The sequence below is a fragment of the Streptomyces sp. NPDC021622 genome, from assembly GCF_040640795.1.
Taxonomy (GTDB): Bacteria; Actinomycetota; Actinomycetes; order Streptomycetales; family Streptomycetaceae; genus Streptomyces.
In genome coordinates, this window is the sequence record NZ_JBFACK010000005.1 from 68,166 (window position 1) to 95,097 (window position 26,932).

The 26,932-nt window shown below is 70.6% G+C and carries 25 protein-coding genes; 16 read left to right on the top strand and 9 right to left on the bottom strand.

Going from position 1 to position 26,932, the window contains the following annotated elements; translation table 11 throughout:
* The first annotated feature begins 58 nt into the window (after positions 1 to 58).
* Positions 59 to 724 (top strand): PepSY domain-containing protein, encoded by a 666-nt coding sequence (locus AB0G47_RS11235; protein WP_360767055.1) that lies wholly within the window; start codon positions 59 to 61, stop codon positions 722 to 724.
* Between the two features lie 352 nt (positions 725 to 1,076).
* Here the strand turns inward: AB0G47_RS11235 and meaB are convergent, their stop codons facing one another.
* Both meaB and AB0G47_RS11245 read right to left on the bottom strand, forming a co-directional pair.
* Positions 1,077 to 2,033 carry a methylmalonyl Co-A mutase-associated GTPase MeaB gene (gene meaB / locus AB0G47_RS11240; RefSeq protein WP_360767058.1) on the bottom strand — a complete coding sequence of 319 codons (957 nt, stop codon included), beginning with the start codon at positions 2,031 to 2,033 and terminating at the stop codon, positions 1,077 to 1,079.
* A gap of 51 nt (positions 2,034 to 2,084) precedes the next feature.
* Positions 2,085 to 3,287, bottom strand: a complete 1,203-nt coding sequence (locus AB0G47_RS11245; protein ID WP_360767061.1) for an acetyl-CoA C-acetyltransferase — start codon at positions 3,285 to 3,287, stop codon at positions 2,085 to 2,087.
* A 135-nt stretch (positions 3,288 to 3,422) separates the two neighbouring features.
* On the opposite strand from AB0G47_RS11245, the gene mce reads away from it, so the two are divergent.
* The 8 genes from mce to AB0G47_RS11285 all read left to right on the top strand — a co-directional run bounded on the left by mce (position 3,423) and on the right by AB0G47_RS11285 (position 14,025).
* Positions 3,423 to 3,863, top strand: a complete 441-nt coding sequence (gene mce, locus AB0G47_RS11250) for a methylmalonyl-CoA epimerase (protein WP_249587713.1) — start codon at positions 3,423 to 3,425, stop codon at positions 3,861 to 3,863.
* A 233-nt stretch (positions 3,864 to 4,096) separates the two neighbouring features.
* Positions 4,097 to 7,969, top strand: coding sequence for a polarized growth protein Scy (gene scy, locus AB0G47_RS11255; RefSeq protein WP_360767065.1), 3,873 nt, complete (start codon positions 4,097 to 4,099; stop codon positions 7,967 to 7,969).
* 182 nt (positions 7,970 to 8,151) lie between these two features.
* Entirely contained in the window at positions 8,152 to 9,087 is a 936-nt protein-coding gene (locus tag AB0G47_RS11260; RefSeq protein WP_360767068.1) for a cellulose-binding protein, read from the top strand.
* A gap of 136 nt (positions 9,088 to 9,223) precedes the next feature.
* A complete protein-coding gene (locus AB0G47_RS11265) occupies positions 9,224 to 10,210 on the top strand; it encodes an ATP-binding cassette domain-containing protein (protein WP_360767071.1) in 987 nt (328 codons plus the stop codon).
* Between the two features lie 3 nt (positions 10,211 to 10,213).
* Positions 10,214 to 10,984: an ABC transporter permease subunit gene (locus tag AB0G47_RS11270; RefSeq protein WP_360767074.1), complete on the top strand. Its 771-nt coding sequence runs from the start codon at positions 10,214 to 10,216 to the stop codon at positions 10,982 to 10,984.
* Positions 10,977 to 11,765, top strand: coding sequence for a hypothetical protein (locus AB0G47_RS11275; protein WP_360767077.1), 789 nt, complete (start codon positions 10,977 to 10,979; stop codon positions 11,763 to 11,765). Before AB0G47_RS11270 ends, AB0G47_RS11275 begins: the two co-directional genes overlap by 8 nt.
* Before the next feature lie 110 nt (positions 11,766 to 11,875).
* Positions 11,876 to 13,057 (top strand): ABC transporter ATP-binding protein, encoded by a 1,182-nt coding sequence (locus AB0G47_RS11280; RefSeq protein ID WP_360767080.1) that lies wholly within the window; start codon positions 11,876 to 11,878, stop codon positions 13,055 to 13,057.
* 176 nt (positions 13,058 to 13,233) lie between these two features.
* Positions 13,234 to 14,025: an ABC transporter permease gene (locus AB0G47_RS11285; RefSeq protein ID WP_360767985.1), complete on the top strand. Its 792-nt coding sequence runs from the start codon at positions 13,234 to 13,236 to the stop codon at positions 14,023 to 14,025.
* A 3-nt stretch (positions 14,026 to 14,028) separates the two neighbouring features.
* On the opposite strand, the gene AB0G47_RS11290 is transcribed toward AB0G47_RS11285, so the two are convergent.
* A complete protein-coding gene (locus AB0G47_RS11290) occupies positions 14,029 to 14,367 on the bottom strand; it encodes an ATP/GTP-binding protein (protein ID WP_360767083.1) in 339 nt (112 codons plus the stop codon).
* Between the two features lie 211 nt (positions 14,368 to 14,578).
* On the opposite strand from AB0G47_RS11290, the gene AB0G47_RS11295 reads away from it, so the two are divergent.
* A complete protein-coding gene (locus tag AB0G47_RS11295) occupies positions 14,579 to 15,649 on the top strand; it encodes an LLM class flavin-dependent oxidoreductase (protein ID WP_360767085.1) in 1,071 nt (356 codons plus the stop codon).
* Between the two features lie 69 nt (positions 15,650 to 15,718).
* On the opposite strand, the gene AB0G47_RS11300 is transcribed toward AB0G47_RS11295, so the two are convergent.
* The gene (locus AB0G47_RS11300; RefSeq protein ID WP_266870828.1) at positions 15,719 to 16,111 is read right to left on the bottom strand and encodes an SCO5389 family protein; all 393 of its coding nucleotides are present in this window, start codon (positions 16,109 to 16,111) and stop codon (positions 15,719 to 15,721) included.
* A 212-nt stretch (positions 16,112 to 16,323) separates the two neighbouring features.
* Between AB0G47_RS11300 and nucS the strand changes: the two genes are divergently transcribed.
* A complete protein-coding gene (nucS, locus tag AB0G47_RS11305) occupies positions 16,324 to 16,995 on the top strand; it encodes an endonuclease NucS (protein ID WP_360767088.1) in 672 nt (223 codons plus the stop codon).
* Positions 16,996 to 17,082: 87 nt separating this feature from the next.
* Here nucS and AB0G47_RS11310 read toward each other — a convergent pair whose 3' ends face one another.
* The 4 genes from AB0G47_RS11310 to AB0G47_RS11325 form a co-directional block, all read right to left on the bottom strand.
* Positions 17,083 to 19,554: an ATP-binding protein gene (locus tag AB0G47_RS11310; RefSeq protein WP_360767091.1), complete on the bottom strand. Its 2,472-nt coding sequence runs from the start codon at positions 19,552 to 19,554 to the stop codon at positions 17,083 to 17,085.
* 235 nt (positions 19,555 to 19,789) lie between these two features.
* A complete protein-coding gene (locus AB0G47_RS11315; RefSeq protein ID WP_016643271.1) occupies positions 19,790 to 20,113 on the bottom strand; it encodes an STAS domain-containing protein in 324 nt (107 codons plus the stop codon).
* Between the two features lie 162 nt (positions 20,114 to 20,275).
* The gene (locus AB0G47_RS11320; RefSeq protein WP_360767095.1) at positions 20,276 to 21,124 is read right to left on the bottom strand and encodes a 3-hydroxyacyl-CoA dehydrogenase family protein; all 849 of its coding nucleotides are present in this window, start codon (positions 21,122 to 21,124) and stop codon (positions 20,276 to 20,278) included.
* A 147-nt stretch (positions 21,125 to 21,271) separates the two neighbouring features.
* A complete protein-coding gene (locus AB0G47_RS11325) occupies positions 21,272 to 21,913 on the bottom strand; it encodes a TetR/AcrR family transcriptional regulator (protein WP_360767098.1) in 642 nt (213 codons plus the stop codon).
* Between the two features lie 84 nt (positions 21,914 to 21,997).
* Here AB0G47_RS11325 and AB0G47_RS11330 point away from each other — a divergent pair, with 84 nt between their 5' ends.
* From AB0G47_RS11330 to AB0G47_RS11340, 3 genes are read left to right on the top strand one after another with little or no spacing between them, the layout of a single operon-like run.
* A complete protein-coding gene (locus AB0G47_RS11330) occupies positions 21,998 to 22,780 on the top strand; it encodes an ATP-binding cassette domain-containing protein (protein WP_360767100.1) in 783 nt (260 codons plus the stop codon).
* A 15-nt stretch (positions 22,781 to 22,795) separates the two neighbouring features.
* Positions 22,796 to 23,551 (top strand): ABC transporter permease, encoded by a 756-nt coding sequence (locus AB0G47_RS11335; protein WP_360767103.1) that lies wholly within the window; start codon positions 22,796 to 22,798, stop codon positions 23,549 to 23,551.
* A gap of 13 nt (positions 23,552 to 23,564) precedes the next feature.
* Entirely contained in the window at positions 23,565 to 24,137 is a 573-nt protein-coding gene (locus AB0G47_RS11340) for a cob(I)yrinic acid a,c-diamide adenosyltransferase (RefSeq protein ID WP_360767106.1), read from the top strand.
* On the opposite strand, the gene AB0G47_RS11345 is transcribed toward AB0G47_RS11340, so the two are convergent.
* Positions 24,134 to 24,751: a hypothetical protein gene (locus tag AB0G47_RS11345; RefSeq protein ID WP_360767109.1), complete on the bottom strand. Its 618-nt coding sequence runs from the start codon at positions 24,749 to 24,751 to the stop codon at positions 24,134 to 24,136. The two genes, AB0G47_RS11340 and AB0G47_RS11345, sit on opposite strands and share 4 nt — an antisense overlap.
* A gap of 154 nt (positions 24,752 to 24,905) precedes the next feature.
* Between AB0G47_RS11345 and AB0G47_RS11350 the strand changes: the two genes are divergently transcribed.
* Together AB0G47_RS11350 and AB0G47_RS11355 are read left to right on the top strand one after the other, a co-directional pair.
* A complete protein-coding gene (locus tag AB0G47_RS11350; protein ID WP_360767111.1) occupies positions 24,906 to 26,108 on the top strand; it encodes a histidine kinase in 1,203 nt (400 codons plus the stop codon).
* The gene (locus tag AB0G47_RS11355) at positions 26,105 to 26,758 is read left to right on the top strand and encodes a response regulator transcription factor (RefSeq protein ID WP_360767114.1); all 654 of its coding nucleotides are present in this window, start codon (positions 26,105 to 26,107) and stop codon (positions 26,756 to 26,758) included. Before AB0G47_RS11350 ends, AB0G47_RS11355 begins: the two co-directional genes overlap by 4 nt.
* Positions 26,759 to 26,932 lie beyond the last annotated feature (174 nt).

Below are 26,932 nucleotides of genomic sequence, written 5' to 3' on the forward strand. Positions count from 1 at the left end.
GTTCCTCGTCGAAAGCGAACGGCCGCAGAGCGGTCGGACCGACTCGGGAGGAACCCTCATGAAGCGCAACATCGTCATCGCCACCGTCGCCGCCGTGGCCCTGATCGGAGGCGGCACTGCGACAGCCATGGCCGTCACCGGCGACGACGAGTCGACCGCCGCCAAGCAGTCCAGTGTCCAGGTCAAGGACGACGACCGGCAGGACGACGCCGCGGAGAACAAGGCGGAGACGAAGGCCGCGAAGGTGACCGCCGCCGACGCGATCAAGGCGGCGCTCGCGAAGCAGTCCGGTACGGCGGTCTCCGCCGAGCTGGACGACGAGGACGGCGGCAGCCTGTACTGGGACGTCGACGTGCTCGGCAAGGACGGCAGCTGGCACAGCGTCCAGGTCGACCCCGGCACCGGCAAGGTGCTCGGCTCGCACACCGAGCGGGACGAGGACGGCGACGCCGAGCGGGTGGCCGCCGTCCTGAAGGACGCCTCCACCACGGCCGAGGACGCGGCGAAGGCCGCGGCGGCCAAGGGCACGGTGACGTCCGTGGACCTGGATGACGACGGGACGGCTACCGCCTGGGACGCGGAGACGGTCGCCTCCGGCGGGGTTGAGTCGGACTGGCAGGTGGACCTGCGGTCGGCCGCGGTGACCGCTGACCGCGGTGACAGCGCCGACCACGACGACAGCGACGACTCGGCGCACGACGACCACGACGGCCAGGACGACTGACGTCACACCTGCCGCTTGAACCACGGGGCCCGCGCTCTCTCCCCCGGAGGGCGGGCCCCGTTTGCGTCGCGGAGGGCTGGCCCCGTTTGCGTCGCGGAGGGCGGGCCCCGTTTGCGTCGCGGAGGACGGGCCCGTTCCTGCGCCTTCGCGCCGGAGCCCAGGCCGCCGCTCCGCGGCGGATCTTTCCCACCCACCCACCCGATCACCCCGCAGGGCAACGGGTGGGTGGGTGGGAGACCGACCGCGGAGCGGGAAAACCCCCGGCACCCGCCCGGCTCAGGGGCAGCCCCAGCCTGCGTTGCCGGCACCGCGGGATCAGCCCAAGCCCAGCCGGGCGCCCACGCCGGCACCCTCAGCCCGAGGTCAGCCCCGCGACCAGCTCGTCCGCCGCCGCATAGGGATCCAGCTCGCCCGCGACAATCCGCTCCGCCAGCGCCGAGAGACGCCGGTCGCCGTGCAGATCCGCGATCCGCTCCCGCAGGGCCGTCACCGCGATGGTCTCCACCTCACGGGCGGCCCGCGCCGCCCGGCGCTCCGCGAGGACCCCCCGTTCCTCCATCCACGCCCGGTGCTTCTCCAGGGCCTCGACGACCTCGTCGATCCCCTCGCCCCGCGCGGCCACCGACTTCACGATGGGCGGGCGCCAGTCCCCCGCGCCGCGGGACTCCCCGAGGCCCAGCATGTGGTTCAGCTCGCGCGCCGTCGCGTCCGCGCCGTCGCGGTCCGCCTTGTTCACGACGTACACATCGCCGATCTCCAGGATTCCGGCCTTCGCCGCCTGGATTCCGTCGCCCATGCCGGGTGCGAGCAGCACCACCGACGTGTCCGCCTGCGAGGCGATCTCCACCTCGGACTGGCCGACGCCCACCGTCTCGACCAGGATCACGTCGCAGCCCGCCGCGTCCAGGACGCGGATCGCCTGCGGCGCCGACCACGCGAGGCCGCCGAGGTGGCCCCGCGTCGCCATCGAGCGGATGTAGACGCCGGGGTCGGACGCGTGCTCCGACATGCGGACCCGGTCGCCGAGCAGGGCGCCCCCGGAGAAGGGGGAGGAAGGGTCGACGGCCAGGACGCCGACCCGCTTCCCCGCCCGCCGGTACGCCGACACCAGCGCCGACGTCGAAGTCGACTTGCCGACACCCGGCGAACCGGTGAGGCCCACCACGTACGCATGGCCCGCCAGCGGAGCCAGCGCCGCCATGACCTCACGGAGCTGCGGTGACGCCCCCTCGACCAGTGAGATCAGCCGGGCCACGGCACGCGGCCTGCCCTCGCGGGCCTGCGCCACCAGGGAGGGGACGTCCTGCATGTCAGACAGCTCCGTTCCAAGACGTAGGGAAGGTGTGCACGCGCAAACGCGTCAGGCCTTGGCCACCTTCACGATCAGCGCGTCGCCCTGACCGCCGCCACCACACAGCGCGGCCGCACCCACGCCGCCGCCGCGCCGCTTCAGCTCCAGGGCGAGGTGCAGCACGACCCGCGCGCCGGACATCCCGATCGGATGACCCAGCGCAATGGCCCCGCCGTTGACGTTCACCTTTTCCGAGGACACCCCGAGGTCCTTCATTGACTGCACCGCGACCGCGGCGAAGGCCTCGTTGATCTCGATCAGGTCCAGGTCCTCGACCGCCAGGCCCTCCTTCTTCAGGGCGTGCTGGATGGCGTTGGACGGCTGCGACTGGAGCGAGTTGTCCGGGCCGGCCACGTTGCCGTGCGCCCCGATCTCGGCGATCCAGTCAAGGCCGAGCTCCTCGGCCTTGGCCTTGGACATGACCACGACCGCGGCCGCGCCGTCGGAGATCTGCGAGGACGTGCCCGCGGTGATCGTGCCGTCCTTGGCGAAGGCGGGGCGCAGCTTGCCCAGGGACTCGGTGGTCGTCTCGGCGCGGATGCCCTCGTCCTTGGCGAAGAGGACCGGGTCGCCCTTGCGCTGCGGGATCTCGACCGGGGTGATCTCGGCCTCGAAGATGCCGTTCTTCTGGGCGGCCGCGGCGCGCTGGTGGGAGGCGGCGGCGATCGCGTCCTGCTCGGGGCGTGCGATGCCAAGGCGGGTGTTGTGCTTCTCCGTGGACTCGCCCATGGCGACGTTCTCGAAGGAGTCGGTCAGACCGTCGAACGCCATCGAGTCGAGCATCTCGATCGCGCCGTACTTGTAGCCCTCGCGGGACTTGGGGAGCAGGTGCGGCGCGTTGGTCATCGACTCCTGGCCGCCGGCGACGACGATGTCGAACTCGCCGGCGCGGATCAGCTGGTCGGCGAGCGCGATCGCGTCGAGCCCGGAGAGACACACCTTGTTGACGGTGAGTGCGGGGACGTTCATGGGGATGCCCGCCTTGACGGCGGCCTGGCGCGCCGGGATCTGCCCTGCCCCGGCCTGGAGCACCTGGCCCATGATCACGTACTGCACCTGGTCACCGCTGATGCCGGCCCGGTGGAGCGCGGCCTCGATGGCGAAGCCGCCCAGGTCGGCGCCGGAGAAGGACTTCAGGGAGCCGAGCAGGCGGCCCATGGGCGTGCGCGCGCCCGCGACGATCACTGAGGTGGTACCGGTCGTTCCAGACATGTGAACGGCCCCTTGGGAGGAGAGGTTAATGAGGGTTTACTTGAATGTACTGAGCGGTACGCCGTGCGTCATCGGGCGTTGGGTGTGATCGCGCGCACGTTGCGTAATCGCCGCCGGAAGGGCTGCACTTAAACCATGCTGACGCGAATCGATCACATCGGGATCGCCTGTTTCGACCTCGACAAGACCGTCGAGTTCTACCGGGAGACTTACGGCTTCACGGTGTTCCACACCGAAGTCAACGAAGAGCAGGGCGTACGCGAGGCCATGCTCAAGATCAATGAGACGAGTGACGGCGGGGCTTCCTACCTGCAACTCCTCGAACCCACCCGCGACGACTCCGCCGTGGGCAAGTGGCTGGCCAAGAACGGCGAGGGCGTGCACCACATCGCCTTCGGCACCGCCGACGTGGACGGCGACGCCGCGGCCATCAAGGACAAGGGCGTACGGGTCCTCTATCAGGAGCCCCGGATCGGGTCGATGGGGTCGCGCATCACCTTCCTGCACCCCAAGGACTGCCACGGCGTGCTGACCGAACTCGTCACCTCGGCAGCTCAGGAGTCACCGGAGCACTGACCTCCGCATACTTGGGCCGGTAGGGTTGGGGTCGGCCGTCCGAAATCTGGGCGGCCGGTCGTCCGTACGCTGGGCGGCCGCGTGCCGGGGTCCGGGTTTCGGGGGACGAGCGTCGGGGCAGCAGCCCATGCTCCGCTGTTGATCTGACACCATTCCCCCGGGGGCCCCGTTCGGCGGATGGACAGGGCTCGTACTTCAGAGACTTGCGACCAGGGGACGGATGGGACCGCGCAGTGCGGGGCTACGAACGCCAAGAGAGCTCGCGGGCTGAGACGGACCATCTTTCGCGGTTCGAGGCCGAGATGGACCGGCTGAAGACCGAACGAGAGAAGGCTGTTCAGCACGCCGAGGACCTCGGCTACCAGGTCGAGGTGTTGCGCGCCAAGCTGCACGAGGCGCGCCGCAACCTCGCGTCCCGCCCTGCCTACGACGGCGCGGACATCGGCTACCAGGCCGAGCAGTTGCTCCGTAACGCCCAGATCCAGGCCGATCAGCTGCGCCAGGACGCCGAGCGCGAGCTGCGGGACGCCAGGGCGCAGACCCAGCGCATCCTCCAGGAGCACGCCGAGCAGCAGGCCCGGCTCCAGTCGGAGCTGCACTCCGAGGCGGTGTCGCGCCGTCAGCAGCTCGACCAGGAGCTGTCGGAGCGCCGCCAGACCGTCGAGTCGCACGTCAACGAGAACGTGGCGTGGGCCGAGCAGCTGCGCGCGCGTACGGAGCAGCAGGCACGCCGTCTGCTCGACGAGTCCCGCGCCGAGGCCGAGCAGTCGCTCGCCGCCGCCCGCGCCGAGGCCGAGCGCGTCGCCGAAGAGGCACGCCAGCGCATGTCGAGCGACGCCGAGTCCGCCCGCGCGGAGGCCGAGTCGATCCTGCGCCGGGCCCGCACGGACGCCGAGCGTCTCCTGAACGCCGCGTCGACGCAGGCCCAGGAGGCCACCGACCACGCGGAGAGCCTGCGCTCGACCACGGCCACCGAGTCCGAGCAGGCGCGCCGCCAGGCCGCCGAGGCGAGCCGGGCCGCCGAGCAGCGGATGGCGGAGGCCGAGACGGCGCTGCGCGAGGCGCGCACGGAGGCGGAGAAGCTCGTCGCCGAGGCGAAGGAAGCCGCGGCCAAGCAGCTGTCGGCCGCCGAGGGCGCCAACGAACAGCGCACGCGTACGGCCAAGGAGCAGGTCGCCCGCTTGGTCGGCGAGGCCACCAAGGAAGCCGAGGCCACGAAGGCCGAGGCCGAGCAGGTCGTCGCCGACGCCCGCGCCGAGGCCGAGAAGCTGATCAAGGACGCCGCCGAGAAGGCGCGCACGATCACCGCCGAGGAGACCGCGGGCCAGCTCGCCAAGGCGGCCCGTACAGCGGAGGACGTACTCGACAAGGCTTCGAAGGACGCCAAGGAGACGACGAAGGCCGCCACCGAGGAGGCCGAGCGGATCCGCTCGGAGGCCGAGGCCGAGGCGGACCGTCTTCGCGGCGAGGCGCACGACATCGCCGAGCAGCTCAAGGGCACGGCGAAGGACGACACCAAGGAGTACCGCGCCAAGACGGTCGAGCTGCAGGAAGAGGCGCGCAGGCTGCGCGGCGAGGCCGAGCAGCTGCGGGCCGACGCGGTCACCGAGGGCGAGCGGATCCGGGGCGAGGCCCGGCGCGAGGCCGTCCAGAAGATCGAGGAGGCGGCCAAGTCCGCCGAGGAGCTGCTCGCCAAGGCGAAGGCCGACGCGGACGAGCTGAAGACGGCCGCGACCGCCGAGAGCGAGCGGGTCCGCACCGAGGCCATCGAGCGCGCCACGACCCTGCGCAAGCAGGCCGAGGAGACGCTCGAGCGCACCCGCGCGGAGGCCGAGCGGCACCGCGAGGAGGCCGCCGAGCAGGCCGAGGCCACGAAGTCCGAGGCCGAGGAGGCCGCTCGGGCGCTGCACGACGAGACCGAGCGGGCGATAGCGGCACGGAAGTCCGAGGCCGCCGACGAGCTGACGCGCCTTCACACGGAGGCCGAAGAGCGCCTGGCCGCCGCCGAGCAGGCGCTGACCGACGCCCGCGCGGAGGCCGAGCGCATCCGCAAGGAGGCCGCCGACGAGACGGACCGGCTCCGCACGGAGGCCGCCGAGCGGATCCGCACCCTGCAGGCGCAGGCCGAGACCGAGGCCGAGCGGCTGCGCACCGAGGCCGCTTCGGACGCCTCGCAGGCGCGCGCCGAGGGCGAGAGCGTCGCCGTACGGCTGCGTTCGGAGGCCGCCGCCGAGGCGGAGCGGCTCAAGTCGGAGGCCCAGGAGTCCGCGGACCGGGTCCGCGCGGAGGCCGCCACCGCCGCCGAGCGCATCTCCACCGAGGCCGCGGAGGCGCTCTCCGCCGCCCAGGAGGAGGCCGCGCGGCGCCACCGCGAGGCCGAGGAGACCCTCAGCTCCGCGCGCGGCGAGGCCGACCAGGAGCGCGAGCGGGCCCGCGAGCAGAGCGAGGAGCTGCTCGCCTCCGCCCGCAAGCGCGTCGAGGAGGCCCAGGCCGAGGCCGTCCGCCTGGTCGAGGAGGCCGACCGCAGGGCGACCGAAATGGTGTCCAGCGCCGAGCAGACCGCCCAGTCCGTACGGGACTCCGTGGCCGGCCTGCACGAGAGCGCGCAGGACGAGGTCGCGGGCCTGCGCAGCGCCGCCGAGCACGCGGCTGAGCGTACGAAGACCGAGGCGCAGGAGGAGGCCGACCGCGTCCGCGCGGACGCCTACGCCGAGCGTGAGCGCGCCACGGAGGACGCCAACCGCACCCGGCGCGAGGCGAACGAGGAGGCCGAGGCCGCCAAGTCCCTTGCGGAGCGCACGGTTTCGGACGCGATCGCGGAGGCCGAGCGGCTGCGTTCGGACGCCACCGAGCACGCCCAGCGGTCGCGTACGGAAGCGTCGGACGCGATCGCCTCGGCCGAGCAGGACGCCTCACGCACGCGTGCCGATGCCCGCGAGGACGCCAACCGCATCCGCAGCGACGCCGCGAGCCAGGCCGACCAGCTGATCGGCGAGGCGCGCAGCGAGGCCGAGCGGCTGCAGACGGAGACGACCGCCGAGGCCGACCGGCAGCGCACGGAGTCCGTGGCGAAGGCCGAGAAGCTCATCTCGGACGCCACGGGCGACGCCGAGCGGCTTCGTGCGGACGCCGCCGAGACGGTGGGCTCGGCCCAGCAGCACGCCGAGCGCATCCGGTCCGAGTCCGAGCGCGTCAAGGCGGAGGCCGCGGCCGAGGCCGAGCGGCTCACCTCGCAGGCGCGGGAGGAGGCGGAGCGCACCCTGGACGAGGCGCGTCAGGCGGCCAACAAGCGCCGCTCGGAGGCCGCCGAGCAGGTCGACACGCTCATCACGGAGGCGGCGGCCGAGGCCGAGAAGCTGACGTCCGACGCCCAGGAGAAGGCGCTCAAGGCGACCACGGACGCGGAGGCGCAGGCCGACACGATGGTCGGCGCGGCCCGCACGGAGGCCGACCGCCTTGTCTCCGAGGCGACGGTGGAGGGCAACTCCCTGGTGGAGAAGGCCCGTACGGACGCGGACGAACTGCTCGTCGGCGCCCGCCGCGACGCGACCGCCATAAGGGAGCGCTCCGAGGAGCAGCGCGACCGTCTGACCGCCGAGATCGAGGAGCTGCACGAGCGTGCGCGCCGCGAGTCCGCCGAGGCGATGAAGTCCGCTGGCGAGCGCTGCGACGCCCTTGTGAAGGCTGCCGAGGAGCAGCGTGCGGAGGCCGAGGCGAAGGCCAAGGAGCTGGTGTCGGACGCGAGTTCCGAGGCCGCCAAGGTGCGTATCTCCGCCGTGAAGAAGGCCGAGGGTCTGCTCAAGGAGGCCGAGACGAAGGTGGCCGGGCTGGTGCGCGACGCCGAGCGGGTCAAGGCGGAGGCGGAGGCCGAGGCCGAGCGGATGGTCTCCGAGGGCAAGCGCGAGCTCGAAGTGCTTGTCCGGCGGCGCGAGGACATCAACGCCGAGATTTCCCGTGTCCAGGACGTGCTCGAGGCGTTGGAATCTTTTGAGGCCCCTGCGGCCGGCGCGAAACAGCCGTCGAACGGCGGCTCCGGCGCGGGGGGCGTCAAGGCCGGTGCGGCGGCGGGGTCAACTCGATCGGGTGGCAAGACGTCTGAGGGCTAGCCAAGGAGCTTCTGCCGTGCTTTGAAAGGACCTTCGGCACTGTCCCTGGCAAGTGCTCTGGCGGTTAGCCACTCAAAAGGGGTGTCATTCTCCAGATCAAACGGGCATCTGCTCGATGACACGCCGCTTGGACCCCTAGGATTCCCTCTATCACCTCACCGGTCTCATTCGACAGGAACCCCATGAGCGACACTTCCCCCTACGGCTTCGAGCTTGTGCGGCGTGGGTACGACCGCGCTCAGGTGGACGAACGTATCTCCAAGCTCGTCTCCGACCGTGACAGCGCTCTCGCACGTATCACTGCTCTGGAAAAGCGCATCGAGGAACTGCACCTCGAGACGCAGAACGCCCAGGCCCAGGTAGCCGACGCCGAGCCGTCGTACGCCGGTCTCGGTGCCCGCGTCGAGAAGATCCTCCGCCTCGCCGAGGAGGAGGCGAAGGACCTGCGCGAGGAGGCCCGTCGCGCGGCTGAGCAGCACCGCGAGCTCGCCGAGTCGGCGGCCCAGCAGGTGCGCAACGACGCCGAGTCGTTCGCCGCCGAGCGCAAGGCCAAGGCGGAGGACGAGGGCGTCCGGATCGTCGAGAAGGCCAAGGGCGAGGCGGGTGCGCTGCGCACCGAGGCGCAGAAGGACGCGCAGTCCAAGCGCGAGGAGGCGGACGCCCTCTTCGAGGAGACCCGCGCGAAGGCCGCCCAGGCCGCCGCCGACTTCGAGACGAACCTCGCCAAGCGCCGCGAGCAGTCGGAGCGGGACCTGGCCTCGCGTCAGGCCAAGGCCGAGAAGCGGCTCGCGGAGATCGAGCACCGGGCCGAGCAGCTCCGTCTTGAGGCGGAGAAGCTGCGGACCGACGCGGAGCGTCGCGCGCGTCAGACCGTTGAAACCGCTCAGCGTCAGGCCGAGGACATCGTCGCCGATGCGAACGCCAAGGCTGACCGGATCCGCTCGGAATCCGAGCGGGAGCTTGCGGCGCTGACGAATCGTCGCGATTCGATCAACGCTCAGCTCACCAATGTGCGGGAGATGCTGGCCACCCTCACGGGTGCGGCCGTCGCCGCGGCGGGTACGCCTGCCGAGGATGAGCCCATCAGCCGTGGGGTGCCTGCTCAGCAGACCCGATAGCGTCGTGGGGACACTGCGGGTCCGCTCTGGCTTGTCGCGCAGTTCCCCGCGCCCCTAAGGGGGCGCTCCCCCCGAGGCGCGCATAGAGCCCCCTGTCCAAGTGGCAGGGGGCTCTAGCCCGTTTTAGCGTTGGCGCATGATCGAGCTCGAGGGGCTGACCAAGCGGTTCGGCGAGAAGGTTGCCGTCAACCATCTGACCTTCACCGTGCACCCGGGCATCGTCACCGGCTTTCTCGGCCCCAACGGCGCGGGCAAGTCCACGACCATGCGGATGATGCTCGGGCTCGACAATCCCTCGGCGGGGAACGTCCGTATCGACGGCAGGCGGTACGCGCAGCTGAAGGACCCGCTGAAGTACATCGGCGCCCTCCTCGACGCCAAGGCCATGCACGGCGGGCGCAGCGCCTTCAATCACCTTCTCTGCCTCGCGCAGAGCAACGGCATCCCGCGCGCCCGCGTCCACGAGGTCCTGGACACCGTCGGCCTGACCCAGGTCGCCAGGAAGAAGGCCAAGGGCTTCTCGCTCGGTATGGGCCAGCGCCTTGGCATCGCGGGCGCGCTGCTCGGCGACCCCGAGATCCTGATGTTCGACGAGCCGGTCAACGGCCTCGACCCCGAGGGCATCCACTGGATCCGGAATCTGATGAAGTCCCTCGCCTCACAGGGCCGTACGGTCTTCGTCTCCTCGCACCTGATGAGTGAAATGGCGCTGACCGCCGACCATCTCGTCGTCATCGGCCAGGGCCGGCTCCTCGCCGACACCTCCATGTCGGACTTCATCCAGCAGAACTCACGCTCGTACGTCCGACTGCGCTCCCCGCAGCGCGAACAGCTCCTCGACGTGCTGCACCAGGAGGGCATCACCGCCGTCGAGACGGGCAACGGCTCCCTGGAGATCGACGGCATGCCCCCGGAGAAGCTCGGCGAACTCGCCGCCCGGCATCAGCTCGTCCTCCATGAACTGAGCCCTCAACAGGCCTCGCTGGAAGAGGCGTTCATGCAGCTGACCGCGGAGTCGGTGGAGTACCACGCGCACGCCGACCACGAAGGGCCCGTCGCACCGCCGCCCCCACAGCAGGCCGAAGGCTGGGGCGACAGCTGGGCGCAGAAGAAGGGGTCCTGAGCGATGGCCGCGACGCAAGTCCTGAAGTCGGAGTGGACCAAGATCCGCTCGGTCGCGTCGACCGTGTGGACGCTGGGGCTCGCCGTGGTCGTCACGGTCGGGCTCGGCCTGCTGATCAGCATCCTGGCGAAGAACGACTACGACAGCCTCAACGCCCAGGACCGCAGGGTCTTCGACCCGACCTTCACCAGCTTCGCCGGGATGAGCCTCGGCCAGCTCGCGATGATCGTCTTCGGTGTGCTCGTCGTCTCGAACGAGTACAGCACCGGCATGATCCGCACCTCGCTCTCCGCGGTCCCGCAGCGCGGCACCTTCATGTTCAGCAAGGTCGCGGTCGCCACCCTGCTCTCGCTTGTGGTCGGCATCGTGACGAGCTTCATCGCGTTCTTCGTGGGGCAGGCGATGCTCGGTGAGCACAGGGCCGAGATCGGCGACGACGGTGTGCTGCGCGCGGTCATCGGCGGCGGGCTCTACATGGCGCTCATCGCGATGTTCTCGATGGGCGTCGCCACGATGCTGCGCAGCCCGATGCTCTCGCTCGGCATCCTGATGCCGTTCTTCTTCCTGATCTCCAGCATCCTGGGCAACGTATCGGCCACGAAGAAGGTCGGCCGCTACCTCCCCGACCAGGCCGGAAGCAGAATCATGCAGGTGAAGACGCCGCTGGACGACGACACCCCGTACGGTCCGTGGGGCGGGCTCGCGATCATGGTGGCGTGGGTCGTGGTCGCCCTGATCGGCGGCTACGCACTGCTGAAGAAGCGGGATGCCTAGCCTCACGGCGCTCGGCCTCGACGAGGTGCCCGCCCTGCTGCCGCTGACGTATCCGGGGCGTCCGGTCCCCTGGCCCGCCCTTCTGGCCGGCGACGAGCTGCTTCCCCTCGGTGTACGTCCGCTGCCGCTCGGCCAGTGGCCCGTGGCGGGGCTGACGCTCGACGAGACGCTGAGCGGGCGGGGCGAGGCGCCCACCGGCCGCAGGCACCCCGTCATCGCCGTGGGATCGAACGCCTCGCCCGCGCAGGTCGCGTACAAACTGGCCCGGCGCGGCATCACCTCCGCCGTGCCGATGGTCCCGATGCGGGTGCGCGGCATCGCGGTGGGCTGCTCGGCGCACATCGGGCGTGCCGGGTATGTGGCGGCCGCCCCTTACCTGGACCCGGCGGTCGAAACCTCCCTCGTCGTGAGTTGGCTGGATCAGGACCAGTTCCGCGCGGTCGACGACACGGAGCTGCCCAACTACCGGCGGGCGCTCCTTCCGGGCGGCGACTTCGCGATGACGCTGCCGTCCGGTGAGCGGCTCGACGGCGCGTATCTCTACGTCAGTACGTACGGTGTCCTCGCCGATCCGCGGTCGGGCCTGCCACGCCCCGGCGGCGGCGACCAGGCGGCGCTGCTCGCCTCGCTCATCGGGGATTCGGCCGCCCTGCGCGGGCTGCTCGGGCCCTCTCCCGCCGACTGGGTGCACAAGGCCGCCGCGGACCGCGAGCTGCGCGATCACGGCAGGCGGGCCTTCGCCGAGGCGGGCTGGGCGCTGCTACAGCCGGGGTTTCCGTGATGCCCGCACTTTTACCCTCTCTTGGCTGGAACCGTCAGCTCGGCTATATCCTCCTAACCCTTACGGGGGCGTGTGCCCCGACGTCCTGAACCATTCGATGGGTGCGGAGAATGATCGAGGCAGTCGGCCTGACGAAGCGCTATGGCGCCAAGACAGCCGTGTACAACCTTTCCTTTCAGGTGCGACCCGGCACCGTCACCGGCTTCCTGGGCCCCAACGGCTCCGGCAAGTCGACGACGATGCGCATGATCCTCGGGCTCGACCAACCCACCACGGGCCAGGTGACGATCGGCGGCTACCCGTACCGCAAGCTCCCCAACGCCCCGCGCCAGGTCGGCGCCCTGCTCGACGCCAAGGCGGTGCACGGCGGCCGGCACGCCCGTAACCACCTCCTGTGCCTGGCGCAGCTCTCCGGCATCCCGGCCCGCCGGGTCGACGAGGTGCTCGGCGTCGTGGGCCTCCAGGACGTGGCGAAGAAGCGCTCCAAGGGCTTCTCGCTCGGCATGGGCCAGCGCCTGGGCATCGCGGCCGCCCTCCTGGGCGACCCGCAGGTGCTGCTCTTCGACGAGCCGGTCAACGGCCTCGACCCCGAGGGCATCCTCTGGGTCAGGAACCTGATGAAGTCGCTCGCGGCCGAGGGGCGTACGGTCTTCGTCTCCTCGCACCTGATGAGCGAGATGGCGCTGACCGCCGAGCACTTGATCGTGATCGGCCGCGGGCAGCTGCTCGCGGACATGAGCGTCAAGGACTTCATCTCGCACAACTCCGCCGACTTCGCCCGGGTGCGTACGCCGGACAGCGAGCCGCAGCAGCGCGAGAAGCTGACGGCCGCGCTGACCGAGGCCGGCGGCCAGGTCCTGCCCGAGCAGGACGGCGCGCTCCGGGTCACCGGGCTTCCGCTGCCCCGCATCAGCGACCTCGCGCACGGCGCGGACGTCCGCGTGTGGGAGCTCTCCCCGCACCAGGCCTCGCTGGAAGAGGCGTACATGCGGATGACGCAGGGCGCCGTCGACTACCGCTCCACGGTCGACCAGCGGGCGGGCCTGCAGCAGCCCGTGCAGCAGGGCGCGATGCCCGGTGGCATGCCGCCGCAGGGCCAGATGCCCGTGCCCGGCCAGGGCCAGCCCGGGTGGTACGCACCGCCGCCGCCCCAGCAGGGCGGTCAGCCCTTCGCGATGCAGCAGCCGCAGGACGCGTCCGGGACGCCGAACCCGTATGCCGCCGCCCCGCAGGCACCCGCATCTTCCCCCGTCCCCGACATGACCAAGCGCGACAGCGAGGACTCCCGATGACCACGCCTCCGACTCCGCAGCAGCAGCCGCAGGCGCAGCCCCAGCAGGCCCCGCAAGCCCAGCAGCCCCAGCAGGCGTACGCACAGGCCGGCGCCCCCGTGCAGGGCGCGCCCATGGGCGCCCCGATGGCTCCCCCGCCCGCCGCGCCCGCGCCGCCCTCCGCCTGGCAGCAGGCGATGAGCAACGCCTACACCTCGCCGATCCCGGTCAAGAAGACCCACATCGGCAACGCCCTGGCCTCCGAGTGGACGAAGATCAAGTCGGTCCGCTCGACGATGTGGACGCTCGGCGTCTTCCTCCTCCTGGTCATCGGCATCGGCCTGCTCGTCGCCGCGCAGACGGAACCCCGTGACTACATGGACGTGCCGTTCACCATCCCGGCGTTCTTCGGTCTGGTCCTCGGCCAGATCTGCCTGATCACGCTCGGCGTCCTGGTGACCTCGTCCGAGTACGGCACGGGCATGATCCGTACGACGTTCACGGCGTCGCCGCAGCGCTACCGCGTCCTCGCCGCGAAGATCGTGGTCTTCTTCGTGATCGCCTTCGTCGTCTCGGCGGCGTCCATCTTCCTGGTGGGCGCCATGACGTCGGGGATGCACAGCGGCGGCGCCGAGGCGGGCGACGTGGCGTGGGGCGGCACGGTCCTCAAGGGCGGCCTCTACGTCTCGCTCCTGGGCGTCCTGGCCCTCGCGGTCGGCTCGATGCTGCGCCACTCGGCGGGCGCGATCACCGCGATGCTGGGCCTGGTCCTGGTGCCCGCGATCCTGCCCGCGTTCCTGCTGATCTCGGAGAGCACCCGCAGCGTGGGCGAGAAGATGATGGACTACAACGCGCCCAACTCGCTCGCCAAGATCTTCCAGCTCGACACCGGCTCGGGCAACGGCAACTCACAGCTGGTGCTGCTGATCGTCGTGACGCTGGCCGCGATCGTCGGCGCGTTCGCGCTTCTGGAGAAGCGCGACGTCTGACCCTCAGTACCGAGGCGCGTTACGGGACCGCTGCACCCGCGAGGTGCGGCGGTCCTTCGCGTTCCAGCAGGCCTTGTGCCAGTGCCTGCGCTCGTCCACGCCCGAGTGCTCGGGCCAGGCCACCACATGCGCCATGCCGGACGGGATCTCCTGGTCGCAGCCCGGGCAGCGGTAGGTCTTGCCCGCCGCGCTGGCGCCCGCGACATGGCGCACGCTCCACTGCTCGTCCTGCCAGCTCTCGGCCCGCTGGAAGCCGCCGTAACGGCCCGACGGCCCCGCGTCCGCACGCGGACTGTCTTCTCCGGCTCCGGCGCCCTTGGGGCGGTTGCGACGCGGGGACACAGGACACCTCACTGGATGTACGGGGTTCAGGGGTGTGTCCAGCCTACGCGCCGCGCTCATGGGTAGGCGTCCTGCACCAATCCCCACAGATCCCCCCTGCATTGCGCAGAAAATCCGTCAATCTTCATGCCAGGCCGTGCCTTTGGCACGTGTCACGCGTTGTTGCCCGTAGGGGGAGTGCCTGCGTCGGCGCCAAGGAGGCAGGAGTGCGATGCGTGTAGGTAGTTTTGTTCTGGCCGCCCAGTTCCCCGGACAGGGGCAGGGGGAGGCGCTGCACCGTGCGGTGCGGTCCGCCGAGGTGGCCGAGGAGGCGGGTCTGGACGAGGTCTGGCTCGCCGAGCACCACTTCGTGCCGTACGGCACGTGTCCGTCCGCTGTGACCCTCGCCGCGCTCCTTCTCGGGCGTACGCGACGCATCCGCGTCGGCACCGCCGTGAGCGTCCTTCCGACCGCTCATCCCGTCGCGCTCGGCGAGCAGGCGGCACTGCTGCACGTGACGTCCGGCGGGCGCTTCTCGCTGGGCGTGGGGCGCGGCGGGCCATGGGTGGACCTGGAGGTCTTCGGCTCCGGTCTCGACGCGTACGAGAAGGGCTTCCCGGAATCCCTCGATCTGCTGCTGCGGTGGCTGACCGAGCCCCGGGTCGCGAGCGAGTCGGGCCGCTTCGCCTTCCGCGAGGTCGCCGTGGTGCCCCGCCCGCAGGAGGCCCTGCCCGGCTCGGACGCCGCGGACGCCTCGGGCGCCGACACCCCGGAGGCGGTGGGCGGCCCGGAGGTGATCGTCGCCTGCACCTCGCCGTCGAGCGTGCGGCTCGCCGCGGAGCGCGGTCTGCCGATGCTGCTCGGCATGCATGTCGGCGACGAGGAGAAGGCCGAAATGGTGGCGTTGTGGCGCAGGCACGCGCGCGCCTCGGGGCGCACGCCGGAGGAGATCCACCGCGCCGCGCACGTCTCCGCCGGGGTCGCGCAGATCGCGGACCGGCGCCTGGAAGCGGCGGAGACGCTGCAGAAGGCGATGCCGGGCTGGCTGAAGCAGGGGCTGGACGCCCATGTCACGGTCGACGGCAGGGCGCGGGCGATGCGGGACCCGCTCGCGTACACCGAACTGCTCTGCGGCATCCACCCGGTGGGCACCCCCCAGGTGTGCGCCGACCGGATCGCGGCGACCTCGGAGCGGACGGGCATCACACGCTTCGCGCTGCTCGTCGAGGGCTCGGGAGATCTGTCCACGACGGAGGAGAACGTCCGCAGGCTGGGCGCCGAGGTGCTGCCCCAGCTGGGCTGAGCCGCCGGGCGGGGAGCTGCCGCTCCGGTACTAGAACACCTCCCGCGTACGGAGCGGCAGCAACAGGCGTCAGCAGTCCCGCAGTTCGGGGGACTGATTGAGCAACTGACCTCGGATCGAGGTGAATCGGGCCAACCGGTCGTCCACGGAAGCATCCAGGGGGAACACCGCCACGCGGTGGCAGTTCTGGAATGCCAGGCGCACGCCGAAGTGCCGTTGCAGCGCACCGCGGATCGCGTCGCTCGCGAGTGCGCGCAGCAGCTGGCCACGCGCCTGCTCGTCGGGCGGCGGCGTCTGGTTGTCGGCGAACTCTCCGCCGTCAACCTTCAGCTGGGCCACCAGGGAGCTGATCATCTCCCATGCGTAGGGCAGGGAGGTCCGGACGCAGTCGACGAATTCCGCTTCGTCGACCTCGCCTCGCTCGGCCTGTTCCAACAGTGCCGGTGAGACGTCGAGCGACATGGGTTCTCCTCTCGCACCCCCGGGGAGCGGGGGCTTACGGACAGGGAAGAAGTCCGCATACGCAGAGTGCACGCATGACGACCTCCTGCTTATACGGTAAGCACCGGATCGGCACCGCACCAGGAGATTGGGCACATAACCGGCCAGGATCGAACAGCCCCATCGACGGCGAAATCGCGCGCACCACCTGGTGTCGAGTAGCGTTGCGCCCCATGCGTCTCGTCATTGCCCGATGCTCCGTGGATTACGCGGGCAGGCTCACCGCCCATCTCCCGTCGGCCCCCCGCCTGATCCTTGTGAAGGCGGACGGCAGTGTCTCGATCCACGCTGACGACCGGGCCTACAAACCCCTCAACTGGATGTCCCCGCCCTGCACGTTGAAGGAGGGTTCGGGGGACGACGCCGGCGTCTGGACCGTCGTGAACAAGGCGGGCGAGAAGCTCATCATCACGATGGAGGAGATCCTGCACGACTCCTCGCACGAACTCGGCGTCGATCCCGGCCTCATCAAGGACGGCGTAGAAGCACACCTTCAGGAGCTGCTCGCCGACCGGATCGAGACCCTCGGCGACGGCTACTCCCTGATCCGCCGCGAGTACATGACGGCGATCGGCCCGGTGGACATCCTCTGCCGTGACGCCGACGGACAGACCGTCGCCGTCGAGATCAAGCGGCGCGGTGAGATCGACGGCGTCGAGCAGCTCACCCGCTATCTGGAGCTCCTCAACCGCGACCCGCACCTCGCACCGGTCAAGGGCATCTTCGCCGCCCAGGAGATCAAGCCCCAGGCGCGCGTGCTCGCCACGGACCGGGGCATCGGCTGCGCGGTCCTCGACTATGACGCGATGCGCGGCATCGAGGACGACAAGCTGCGGCTCTTCTAGTTCTCCGTACGTACGCAGTTCTCCGTACGTACGAAAAAAAGGGGGCCGGGTCCTGGTGGACCCGGCCCCCCTTTACGTCCCTTGACGTCAGATCACCGACTCACTGCTCGTGGCCGGGCTGCTCGCAGGGCCGCTCGCCGAGTCCGAGGTGTCCGGGGACGACGGCGGATCCGGGGTCGGGTCCGTGGTCGTCGGCGGCGGCGTCGTCGGAGGCTTCGTCGTGGGCGGCTTGGTCGATGTCGGAGGCTTCGTCGTGGGCGGCTTGGTCGACGTGGGCGGCTTCGTCGTGGGCGGCTTGGTCGTCGTCGGCGGCTTCGTCGTCGGGTCCTCCGACGGCTTGCCACTGTCGCTCGGCTCGTCCGACGGCTCACCGCTGTCGCTCGGCTGCCCCTCGTCCGACGTGCCGGGCACACCCTGGTCGGTGTCCTCCGGACGGCTCGTGGAGTCCTTCGCCGGCTTGTCGGCCGTCAGGCCGTCGTCGTCGCGGTCCTCGCTCGCCGACTGCTCCGTCTTGACCTTGTCCGGCGGCGGATCGTCGTTCCCGGACGTCGCGCCCAGCGTCACCACGGTGCCGAGCACGGCGGCAAGGAGGGCTCCCGCGCCCGCCGCCACCAGGTTGCGCCGGGTGCCGCTCACGATGGAGCGGCGGGTCGGCGCCGCGCCGGAGCCCACGGCGGGCGTGGCCTTGCGGGTCACCAACGTCTCGGGCTCCGGGGGCGGCCCAGGCAGCGAGAACGCCGCAGGGACGCCGCCCGGGGGCGACGCCGACTCCTCGTAGCGCGCGTCGGGCACTTCCTCGCCCGCGGCCGTGCGCCCGCCGGGCAGCGCGCCGCCGGAGCGGTCGGCGACCAGCGCGAGGGCCCTGCGGCCCGCGATCATGCCGCGCTTGTCGGCGAGGGCGCCGCGCAGGCCGATGGAGGCCTCAAGCTCGGCGCGGGCCCGGTCGAGGTGGCCGCCGCAGAGCGCGAGGATGCCGAGCTCGTGGTGGAAGTACGCCTCCTCGGCGACCTCACCGGCGGTGCGTGCGGCCTCCTGTCCCGACCGCAGGGCACGCTCCCACGCGCCCCAGTTGAGCCCGCCGGCGAAGGCGGGCGCGACGGTGCGGGCGAGCAGCACTGCGGCGCTCTGCTCGCCTCCCACGGCGCCTGAGGTCTGCCCCGGCCGCCCGGTGACCAGGACGCCGAGCGCGGCGAGCACGGCGTCCGCCTCGGCCGCGACCCGCTCGGGGCTGACCGAGGGGTGCCCGGCCCACCAGGCGTAGTGCTGGGCGGCGCTCTGGGCGCGCTCGGCCATGTCGTCGGCGTACCCGGAAGTCTCCAGCTGGGTGCGCACGCCTGCGGCGAGGCGGTAGTGCGCGCCGACCGGTGTGACGAGCGCGGTGGAGACCAGCTCGGCGAGGGCCGCGTCCGCGTGGGTGTCCCCCACCAGGGCCGGCAGATGCGCCTGATGCGGCAGGTCGCCGCCGAGCGCGACGGCGAACCGCAGGGTGGTGCGGGCGGACGGGCTCAGCCGGGAGGCGAGCAGGGCCGCGGGCGCGGCTCCGTCGGCGAGCGAGGGCAGCGGGACGTCGTGGCCCTCGGCGTCGAAGGGCGCGTCGACCGGGCCCTCGGCGTAGTAGCCGTACTCGTCGAAGGCGTTGGGGTCGGCGCGCAGCTGGTCGCGCTGGCGCAGCAGGGCGCCGGCCTGCACGAAGCGCAGCGGCAGGCCCTCGGACTCGAACCACAGGTCGCCCGCCCAGGCCGCCTCGTCGTCCGTCAGGACGCGGCCGACGCCACGCTCGAGGAGCTCGACGCCGCCGCTGCGGCCGAGGCCGCCGAGGAAGACCTCTTCGAGGTGCGAGCCGGCGGAGGGTGCCGCGACGTCGGGCGTCGCGGATATCAGGAAGGCACACTCGGGCGTCGCGTCGAGCAGCTCCTCAAGGCCCGAGCCGCCGAACTCCAGGTCGTCCAGGACGACGACCGCGCCGATCTCGTGGACGAGTTCGAGCAGCAGGGTGCGGTCGGGGCGGTGCAGCGGTGCGTTGTAGACGGCCCCGAAGAGGTCCTGGAGCAGGTCTCCGGGGCTCTTGTGGTAGCCGGAGAGGCGGACGACGCCGTCCGGTGCGAGGTCGGCGCAGTCCTCCGCGACGGCGTTCAGGAGCGCCGTGCGCCCCGAGCCCGCGGGACCGGTGAGCCGGACCGAGCGCCCGCGCGCGAGCAGGCGTACGAGCCGCTCGCGCTCCTCCTGGCGCTCGAGGAGCGGCATCCGGGGCAGCGCCGGACCCGGCGGTAGGGGCGGCACCGCGGCGCGGCGCAGCTCGGCCCGCTCGGCGGCGGAGCGCTTGACGGGGCGCGCGGGCCGCTCGCCCGGCGGGCAGGGCTCTATCTCGCTGCCGTCGACCGGGTTCACCGTGAGCAGGAAATCGCCCGAGATGAGCTGGACGGTGCGGGCTAGCGCGGGTGCGGGCTGCCCGAAGTCGGGTGTCAGAGGATCGCGGGGTGGTCGCGATCGGCGCGCCGAATCGTCGTCGTTCATGCCGTCTTGGCCATACTCTTCCGGTCCCCGGTTCATCGGGTCCATGGTCAAAGCCCCCCAGATGCGTGGTGTACACAGCCCCCTCCGGCCTTGTGCACACTGCGCTGTCGCTTCTGGTCCGGTGCCCCCGCTCGGGTTCTCACATCGGTGGCGACCGAACCCTAGACCTTCGCTCAGTATCTACGAACGGGCGGGGTACCGCCCCGTCCGAGACGTCACAGTCTCGTGAGGATTGTGCGCGAGATGCGTTTCTTACCGGATCGCCGGGGATCCCCGGCGATCACACACGGGGAAGCGATTCCACCCCGATGCCACCCTCGATCGCGAGGATCCGGTGCAGCCGGGTGGCCACCAGCAAACGCTGCATCTGGGGCGGTACATCACGCAGCACGAGCCGGCGTCCGCACCGTCCGGCGCGCCGGTGCGCGCCCATGATCACGCCGAGTCCCGTGGCGTCCCACGAGTCGAGTTCGGACAGGTCGAGCACCAGGTCGCCGGCTCCGTCGTCGACGGCCGAGTGCAGGACCGTACGGGCGTCCGCCGCGCTGCGTACGTCGAGGCGTCCCCCGACGACCAGCTGGGCCTGGTCGCCCCTGATGTGCATATGCGCTCCCCGAGAGTGCCGAGTTTCCTGTGACGTCTGTTCCGTAAGGCGTCTGCGTATGTCACTGCAACTGACTGCCGCATGGACAAGGAAGTTGCCGTCTGTAAGCGAACCGATACCGAATTCACTCCGAGGGGTGACCCCGCAAGGGAGGAGGTGGCGTCAGTGCTTGTAGAACCCCTGCCCGCTCTTGCGTCCGATGTCACCGGCGTCAACCATCCGGCGCATCAGCTCGGGCGGTGCGAACTTCTCGTCCTGGGACTCCGTGTAGATGTTGCTGGTGGCGTGCAGCAGGATGTCGACGCCCGTCAGATCGGCGGTCGCGAGCGGTCCCATGGCGTGCCCGAAGCCGAGCTTGCAGGCGATGTCGATGTCCTCGGCGGTGGCGACACCCGACTCGTAGAGCTTGGCGGCCTCGACGACGAGCGCGGAGATCAGACGGGTCGTCACAAAGCCGGCCACGTCGCGGTTCACGACGATGCAGGTCTTGCCGACGGACTCGGCGAACTCCCGGGTGCGGGCGAGGGTCTCGTCGCTGGTCTTGTAGCCGCGGACGAGTTCGCAGAGCTGCATCATCGGTACCGGCGAGAAGAAGTGCGCGCCGACGACCCGCTCCGGACGCTCCGTCACGGCCGCGATCTTCGTGATCGGGATGGCGGAGGTGTTGGAGGCGAGCACCGCGTCCTCGCGCACGATCTTGTCGAGCGTACGGAAGATCTCGTGCTTGACCTCGAGCTTCTCGAAGACGGCCTCGACGACGATGTCCGCGTCCGCGACCGCATCCATGTCGGTGCTCGTCGTGATGCGCCCGAGCGCCGCCTCGGCGTCCTCGGCGGCCAGCTTGCCCTTGCTCACGAACTTGTCGTACGACGCCTTGATCCCCTCGGTGCCACGGGTCAGGGCCTCGTCGGTGACGTCGCGCAGGACGACGTCCCAGCCCGCCTGTGCGGAGACCTGTGCGATACCGGACCCCATGAGTCCGGCTCCGATGACGGCGAGCTTCCCTGCCACTGTTCCGACTCCCCTACCGCTTATCACGCCTGGCTTACACGCTGTTTACGTCTGCCTGTTCGCCGGACATTAGCGGTCGTGAGCGCCCAGGTGGCGGCGAAGAGATGCGCGTCACGTCTCAGATGACGGACATCACACTGGTACGGCTCATTCGGCGTCCCGCACCGCGTAGTTGAGGACCTTTTCGCTCAGTAGGTCCTCCATCTCGTCGAGGAGTCCGAGGGCATCGCGGGACACCTCGGCCGGCTTGCGGCACTTGACCATCTCGTCGCCGATCCAGGCCATGAGCGTGCTGTGGACCCAGGAGAGCTGACCCGCGATCAGTCCGGGCATGGGGTCGCCTTCGGCGGCCTTCGCCTCTTCGGCGAGGGTCGTCGTGAGGTGCGCGAGCGCCTGCTGCTGGATCTCCCAGAGCCGGGAGCGCAGCGCGTGTGCCTCGTGGATGACCTTCATGAAGTCGGCCCAGCCCGTGAAGAGGCCGATGGTGGGCGAGACGCTCTCCACGTCCGAGCGCAGCGCACGCAGGACGGCATGGGCGGCGGACTCCCCCGCGCGACGGGCGCGTACGTAGCCGGAGAGCCGGTCGACGACGGCCTCGCCGCGGTCGAGGAACAGGTCCTCCTTGGCGGGGAAGTAGTTGTAGACGGTGTTCACGGAGACGTCCGCGGCCTCCGCGACCTCCGCGACCGTCACCGTGACGAAGCCGTGCTCCAGGAACAGCCCCGTCGCGATGTCCGAGATCCGCTGCCTGGTCTGCCGCTTCTTGCGTTCCCTGAGCCCTTCAGCCATGAGCCCACCCTACGACCCCCTGCTTGGGCAACTGAAAAATTGGGGCCGTTGCAAAATTTAAGAGACTCTGTTTTTGTGGTCGCCATGGCAATCATCAGCACGGCTGGGCTCACCCAGACCTTCCGCACCAAGCGCGGCCCCGTGGAGGCGGTGCGGGGCATCGACCTGACCGTCGCACCCGGCGAGATCGTCGGCCTCCTCGGGCCGAACGGCGCGGGCAAGACGACGACGCTGCGCATGCTCACCACGCTCCTGCGGCCCACCGGCGGCGCCGCCACCGTCGCGGGCCTCGACCTGGCCGGCGACCCGGCGGGCGTCCGACGCAGGATCGGTTACGTCGCCCAGTCCGGCGGCGTCGACCCCAACATCTCCGTACGTGAGGAACTGGTCACCCAGGGGCGCCTCTACCGCCTGACGAGGACTCAATCGGCCGCCCGCGCCGAGGAGTTGGCACGCGACCTGGGCCTCGCCGAGCTGCTCGACCGCAAGTGCGCCGCGCTCTCCGGCGGCCAGCGGCGGCGGCTCGACGTCGCCATGGGGCTGCTGCACCGGCCCGATGTGCTCTTCCTCGACGAGCCGACCACGGGGCTCGACCCGGGCAGCAGGGCCGACCTGTGGGCGCTGGTGCGACGCCTTCGCGACGAGCACGGCACCACCGTGGTGCTCACCACGCACTACCTCGACGAGGCGGACGCGCTCTCCGACCGCCTGGTCGTCATCGACAAGGGCCTCGTGGTCGCCGAGGGCACGCCGAGCTCGCTCAAGCTCCAGTACGGCGGCTCGATCGACGCCTCGCTCCAGGACACCTTCCTCGCCATCACCGGGCGCGACATCGCCCCCAAGGACACGGCGCCGGTCGCCGTCTGAACCCCAGGACCTCTTATGTCTGCGTTTCTCTCCGACACCGCCCTGATCTTCGGGCGGTACGCGCGCCAGACCCTGCGCTCCAAGTTCCAGATCCTCTTCGGCGTCCTGATGCCGCTGCTCTATCTGCTCTTCTTCGGCCCCCTCCTGACCGATCTGCCGCTCGGTTCGCGCGGCGACTCCTGGCAGGTGCTCGTTCCGGGGCTGCTGCTCCAACTCGGCCTGTTCGGCGCCTCGTACAGCGGATTCGCGATCATCATCGAGAAGCAGTTCGGGGTGGTGGAGCGGATGCGGGTGACGCCGGTGAGCCGGCTCGCACTCCTGCTCGGCCGTGTACTGCGCGATGCCGCGCTCTTCGTCTTTCAGGCGGTGCTGCTCGTCCTCGCGTCCCTGGCGATGGGGCTGCGGGCGCCGCTGGCCGGCATCCTCATCGGCTTCGCCTTCGTGGCGGTGCTCACCGTGGTCCTCGCGTCCCTGTCGTACGCGCTGGCGCTGCTCGTCCCCAAGGCGCACGAGTTCGGTCCCGTCATCAACGCGGTGAGCATGCCCTCGATGCTGCTCTCCGGCCTGATGCTGCCGATGGCGCTCGCGCCGGGCTGGCTGGACGTGCTCTCGCACTTCATGCCGTTCCGCTATCTCGTGGACGCGGTGCGGGCCGCCTATGTGGGCGACTATGCGAGTACGGCGATGCTGTACGGCGTGCTGACGGCGGCCGCGCTCACCCTGGTGTCCGTGACGGTCGGCACACGTGTCTTCCGGACGGCGGGCGCGTAACTAGGCTGGCCCCATGGTCAATCTGACGCGCATCTACACCAGGACCGGCGACCAGGGCACGACGGCCCTCGGCGACATGAGCCGCACCGCCAAGACCGATCTGCGGATCGCGGCGTACGCCGACGCCAACGAGGCCAACGCCGCCATCGGCACGGCGATCGCGCTCGGCGGGCTCGACGAGGAGGTCGTGAAGGTCCTGGTCCGGGTCCAGAACGACCTCTTCGACGTGGGCGCGGATCTGTCCACGCCGGTCGTGGAGGACCCCGAGTACCCGCCGCTGCGCGTCGAGCAGTTCTACATCGACAAGCTGGAGGCGGACTGCGACCGCTTCAACGAGCAGCTGGAGAAGCTGCGCAGCTTCATCTTGCCGGGGGGCACAGCGGGTGCGGCGCTGCTGCACCAGGCGTGCACGGTCGTTCGGCGGGCGGAGCGGTCCACTTGGGCTGCTTTTGAAGTCCACGGGGAGGTCATGAATCCGCTGACCGCCACGTACCTCAACCGCCTCTCCGACCTCCTGTTCATCCTGGCGCGTACGGCCAATAAGGAGGTCGGAGACGTGCTGTGGGTACCCGGGGGCGAGCGCTAGGCACCCCGCCGGGAGGTCTGTACCTCTTCTGCGGGTGCGTCGTGGCTTGTCGCGCCGTTCCCCGCGCCCCTTTGGGGCCCGACCGTCGGCGGTGCCTTCTTCGGGAAGACCGTGTACGTCGCGGCGATGATCACGTTGATGCCGATCAGCCACAGCATCTTCTGCTGCCACATCCGCAGTGAGTCGATGTCGCCGTCGTCGCCCACGTACCAGGCCGCCCCCTGCAGCAGCGCCATCGCGATCAGACCGGCGAGTACCCAGCGGGCGGCGATCTTCCATTCGTCGATCGCCTTGGCCGTGCCGTAGAGCTTGACGGGCGGCGGGCCGCCCGCGAAGCGGTGGGCCACGCGGACGTCGACCCACTTGATCGTGTAGTGGCCGAGCGCGATCGAGTAGCCGATGTAGACGGCGGCAAGACCGTGCTTCCAGTCCGGCTCGGCGCCGTTCTTCAGGTCGATCGCGGTGACGACGAAGAGGACGACCTCCAGGATCGGCTCACACAGCAGTACGGCGATGCTCGCGCGCGGCATCTTCGCCCAGTAGCGCAGGGCAAGGCCGCCGGCCAGCAGCAGCCAGAAGCCGGCCTCGCAGATGATGATCAGCGTGACGATCACGGTTCGCTCCTCTCGGTCACCTTTCCAGGCTCCCGTCGCGGCGGCCGCGGATCATCGTCGGCAGTGACGAAGTGGGACTGCATCCTTCGATGTACCGGACGGTTCCTCCCTCAGAATCAGGCACGGCCACGGCGCGCCGTGTTGGATGGAGGGCATGGCCCTGTCCCTGCCCCGCCCGCAACGCGTCGACGTACAGATCGCCGTGGGCAGCCTGCTCAGCGGGCTCGCGCTGTGGGCGCTCGGACTGCATACGCAGACGGACCGGCCGCTCGGGAGCGGCTGGTCGCTCGTCCCGCTCTTCGTGCTGGGCGGGCTCGAACTGCTGCGCAGTTGCATGCCCCAGACCGCGCTGAACCTTGCGACGATCGCGATCGTCCTCGACCAGTTCACGGCGGGCAACCTGGTGTCGATCCTGATGTTCACGGACATCATGTACGCGGCTGTCGTGTACGGAACACCGGCTGCCGCCCGCCGTATCCCGCTCACCGCCGGAGTCATCACGGTGGCGATGACCATCGGTTTCCTGGCGTGGTGGCAGGAGCCGGAGGCCGTGCTCATCGGTGTCGCCACCGGCATCATCGCGTTCGGCCCCGCCGCCACCGGCGTCCTGGTGCGCAACCACCGCGAGGCCGCGGCCGCGGCCAGGCTCCGCGCCGAGCAGACCGCGCTGCTCGCCGAGATGGACCGCGTCCAGGCGGTCACGTCGGAGCGCGCCCGGATGGCCCGCGAACTGCACGACATGGTCGCCAACCATCTGTCGGCCATCGCCATCCACTCCACGGCCGCGCTCTCCCTCGACGACCCGAAGACCACCCGGGACGCGCTCTCCGTCATCCGGGAGAACAGCGTCGAGGGCCTGGCCGAGATGCGCCGCCTGATCGGCATCCTGCGGGACTCCAGCGACGACCGTGAGCCCGCGGCCGCGCCCACCCTGGACGGCCTCGACTCCCTGCTCGCCAACGCCCGCACCAATGGTCTGGACGTCGTGCTCGACGACGACCGCGCCACCGACGGGGCCAAGCTCCCCGCCCCGGTCGAGCTCGCCGCTTACCGCATCGTCCAGGAGTCCCTGACCAACGCCCTCAAGCACGCGTCCCCCGGCCTCGTCACCGTGGCCCTCGCCCAGGAACCCCGCGCGCTCACGGTCCGCGTCACCAGTCCCTGCGGCGATCCGTCGGGTCCCCGCGCCCCCGGCTCGGGAGCGGGCCTCGTCGGCATGCGCGAGCGAACCGAACTCCTCGGCGGCACCTTCGAGTCGGGCCCCGAGAGCAGCCCTGAGAGCAGCCCCGACGGCAAGGTGTGGATCGTCTCCGCCACGCTGCCCGTCGACCCCGCAGACAAGGAAGTGACCGAATGATCCGCGTGCTCGTCGCCGAGGACCAGTCCGCCGTACGCGCGGGACTTGTCCTGATCCTCCGCAGCGCGCCCGACATAGAGGTGATCGGCGAGGCGTCGGACGGCGAGGAGGCGGTGGCGCTCGCCCGTGAACTGAGGCCCGATCTGATCCTCATGGACATCCAGATGCCGCGCCTCGACGGCGTGTCCGCGACCCGTCAGGTCGTCGCCGAAGGCCTCGCGGACGTGCTCGTCCTGACCACCTTCGACCTGGACGAGTACGTCTTCGGGGCGCTGCGCGCGGGCGCGTCCGGGTTCCTCCTGAAGAACACCGAGGCCAAGGACCTCCTGGAGGCGGTCCGTACGGTGGGGCGCGGCGAGGGCCTGATCGCGCCGGCCGTCACCCGGCGGCTGATCGCCGAGTTCGCCGCCCCGAAGACGAAGCCCGTACGCCGCGAGAACGGACCCGATCCCGCCATCCTCGACACCCTCACGCGCCGCGAGCGCGAGGTGCTCGCCTGCCTCGGCGAAGGGCTGTCGAACGCGGAGATCGCGAGCCGTCTGGACATGGCGGAGGCGACGGTGAAGACGCATGTCAGCCGGTTGCTGGGCAAGCTGGAGCTGCGCAGCCGGGTCCAAGCGGCCGTCCTCGCACAGGAGTTGGGCGTATAAATCGCGAGATCGCGGTCCCGACCGATGCAATTCGGCCAATGGTTCAGACCTCTTGACCGCTGGTCCAGACCTTTCTATTCTCACCGCACTGCGGTGAGCACTCCCCCACGTGTTCCACGTGCTCACGGGCGGCGCAGGGTCCCACCCCTAACCCCCGTAACTCACCCGAGGAGC

Coding starts and splice junctions, on each gene's coding strand:
- AB0G47_RS11235 (WP_360767055.1), top strand. CDS start 59: ATGAAGCGCAACATCGTCATCGCCACCGTCGCCGCCGTGGCCCTGATC.
- meaB (WP_360767058.1), bottom strand. CDS start 2,033: ATGCAGGACGTCCCCTCCCTGGTGGCGCAGGCCCGCGAGGGCAGGCCG.
- AB0G47_RS11245 (WP_360767061.1), bottom strand. CDS start 3,287: ATGTCTGGAACGACCGGTACCACCTCAGTGATCGTCGCGGGCGCGCGC.
- mce (WP_249587713.1), top strand. CDS start 3,423: ATGCTGACGCGAATCGATCACATCGGGATCGCCTGTTTCGACCTCGAC.
- AB0G47_RS11260 (WP_360767068.1), top strand. CDS start 8,152: ATGAGCGACACTTCCCCCTACGGCTTCGAGCTTGTGCGGCGTGGGTAC.
- AB0G47_RS11265 (WP_360767071.1), top strand. CDS start 9,224: ATGATCGAGCTCGAGGGGCTGACCAAGCGGTTCGGCGAGAAGGTTGCC.
- AB0G47_RS11270 (WP_360767074.1), top strand. CDS start 10,214: ATGGCCGCGACGCAAGTCCTGAAGTCGGAGTGGACCAAGATCCGCTCG.
- AB0G47_RS11275 (WP_360767077.1), top strand. CDS start 10,977: ATGCCTAGCCTCACGGCGCTCGGCCTCGACGAGGTGCCCGCCCTGCTG.
- AB0G47_RS11280 (WP_360767080.1), top strand. CDS start 11,876: ATGATCGAGGCAGTCGGCCTGACGAAGCGCTATGGCGCCAAGACAGCC.
- AB0G47_RS11285 (WP_360767985.1), top strand. CDS start 13,234: ATGAGCAACGCCTACACCTCGCCGATCCCGGTCAAGAAGACCCACATC.
- AB0G47_RS11295 (WP_360767085.1), top strand. CDS start 14,579: ATGCGTGTAGGTAGTTTTGTTCTGGCCGCCCAGTTCCCCGGACAGGGG.
- AB0G47_RS11300 (WP_266870828.1), bottom strand. CDS start 16,111: ATGTCGCTCGACGTCTCACCGGCACTGTTGGAACAGGCCGAGCGAGGC.
- nucS (WP_360767088.1), top strand. CDS start 16,324: ATGCGTCTCGTCATTGCCCGATGCTCCGTGGATTACGCGGGCAGGCTC.
- AB0G47_RS11310 (WP_360767091.1), bottom strand. CDS start 19,554: ATGGACCCGATGAACCGGGGACCGGAAGAGTATGGCCAAGACGGCATG.
- AB0G47_RS11315 (WP_016643271.1), bottom strand. CDS start 20,113: ATGCACATCAGGGGCGACCAGGCCCAGCTGGTCGTCGGGGGACGCCTC.
- AB0G47_RS11325 (WP_360767098.1), bottom strand. CDS start 21,913: ATGGCTGAAGGGCTCAGGGAACGCAAGAAGCGGCAGACCAGGCAGCGG.
- AB0G47_RS11330 (WP_360767100.1), top strand. CDS start 21,998: ATGGCAATCATCAGCACGGCTGGGCTCACCCAGACCTTCCGCACCAAG.
- AB0G47_RS11335 (WP_360767103.1), top strand. CDS start 22,796: ATGTCTGCGTTTCTCTCCGACACCGCCCTGATCTTCGGGCGGTACGCG.
- AB0G47_RS11340 (WP_360767106.1), top strand. CDS start 23,565: ATGGTCAATCTGACGCGCATCTACACCAGGACCGGCGACCAGGGCACG.
- AB0G47_RS11350 (WP_360767111.1), top strand. CDS start 24,906: ATGGCCCTGTCCCTGCCCCGCCCGCAACGCGTCGACGTACAGATCGCC.
- AB0G47_RS11355 (WP_360767114.1), top strand. CDS start 26,105: ATGATCCGCGTGCTCGTCGCCGAGGACCAGTCCGCCGTACGCGCGGGA.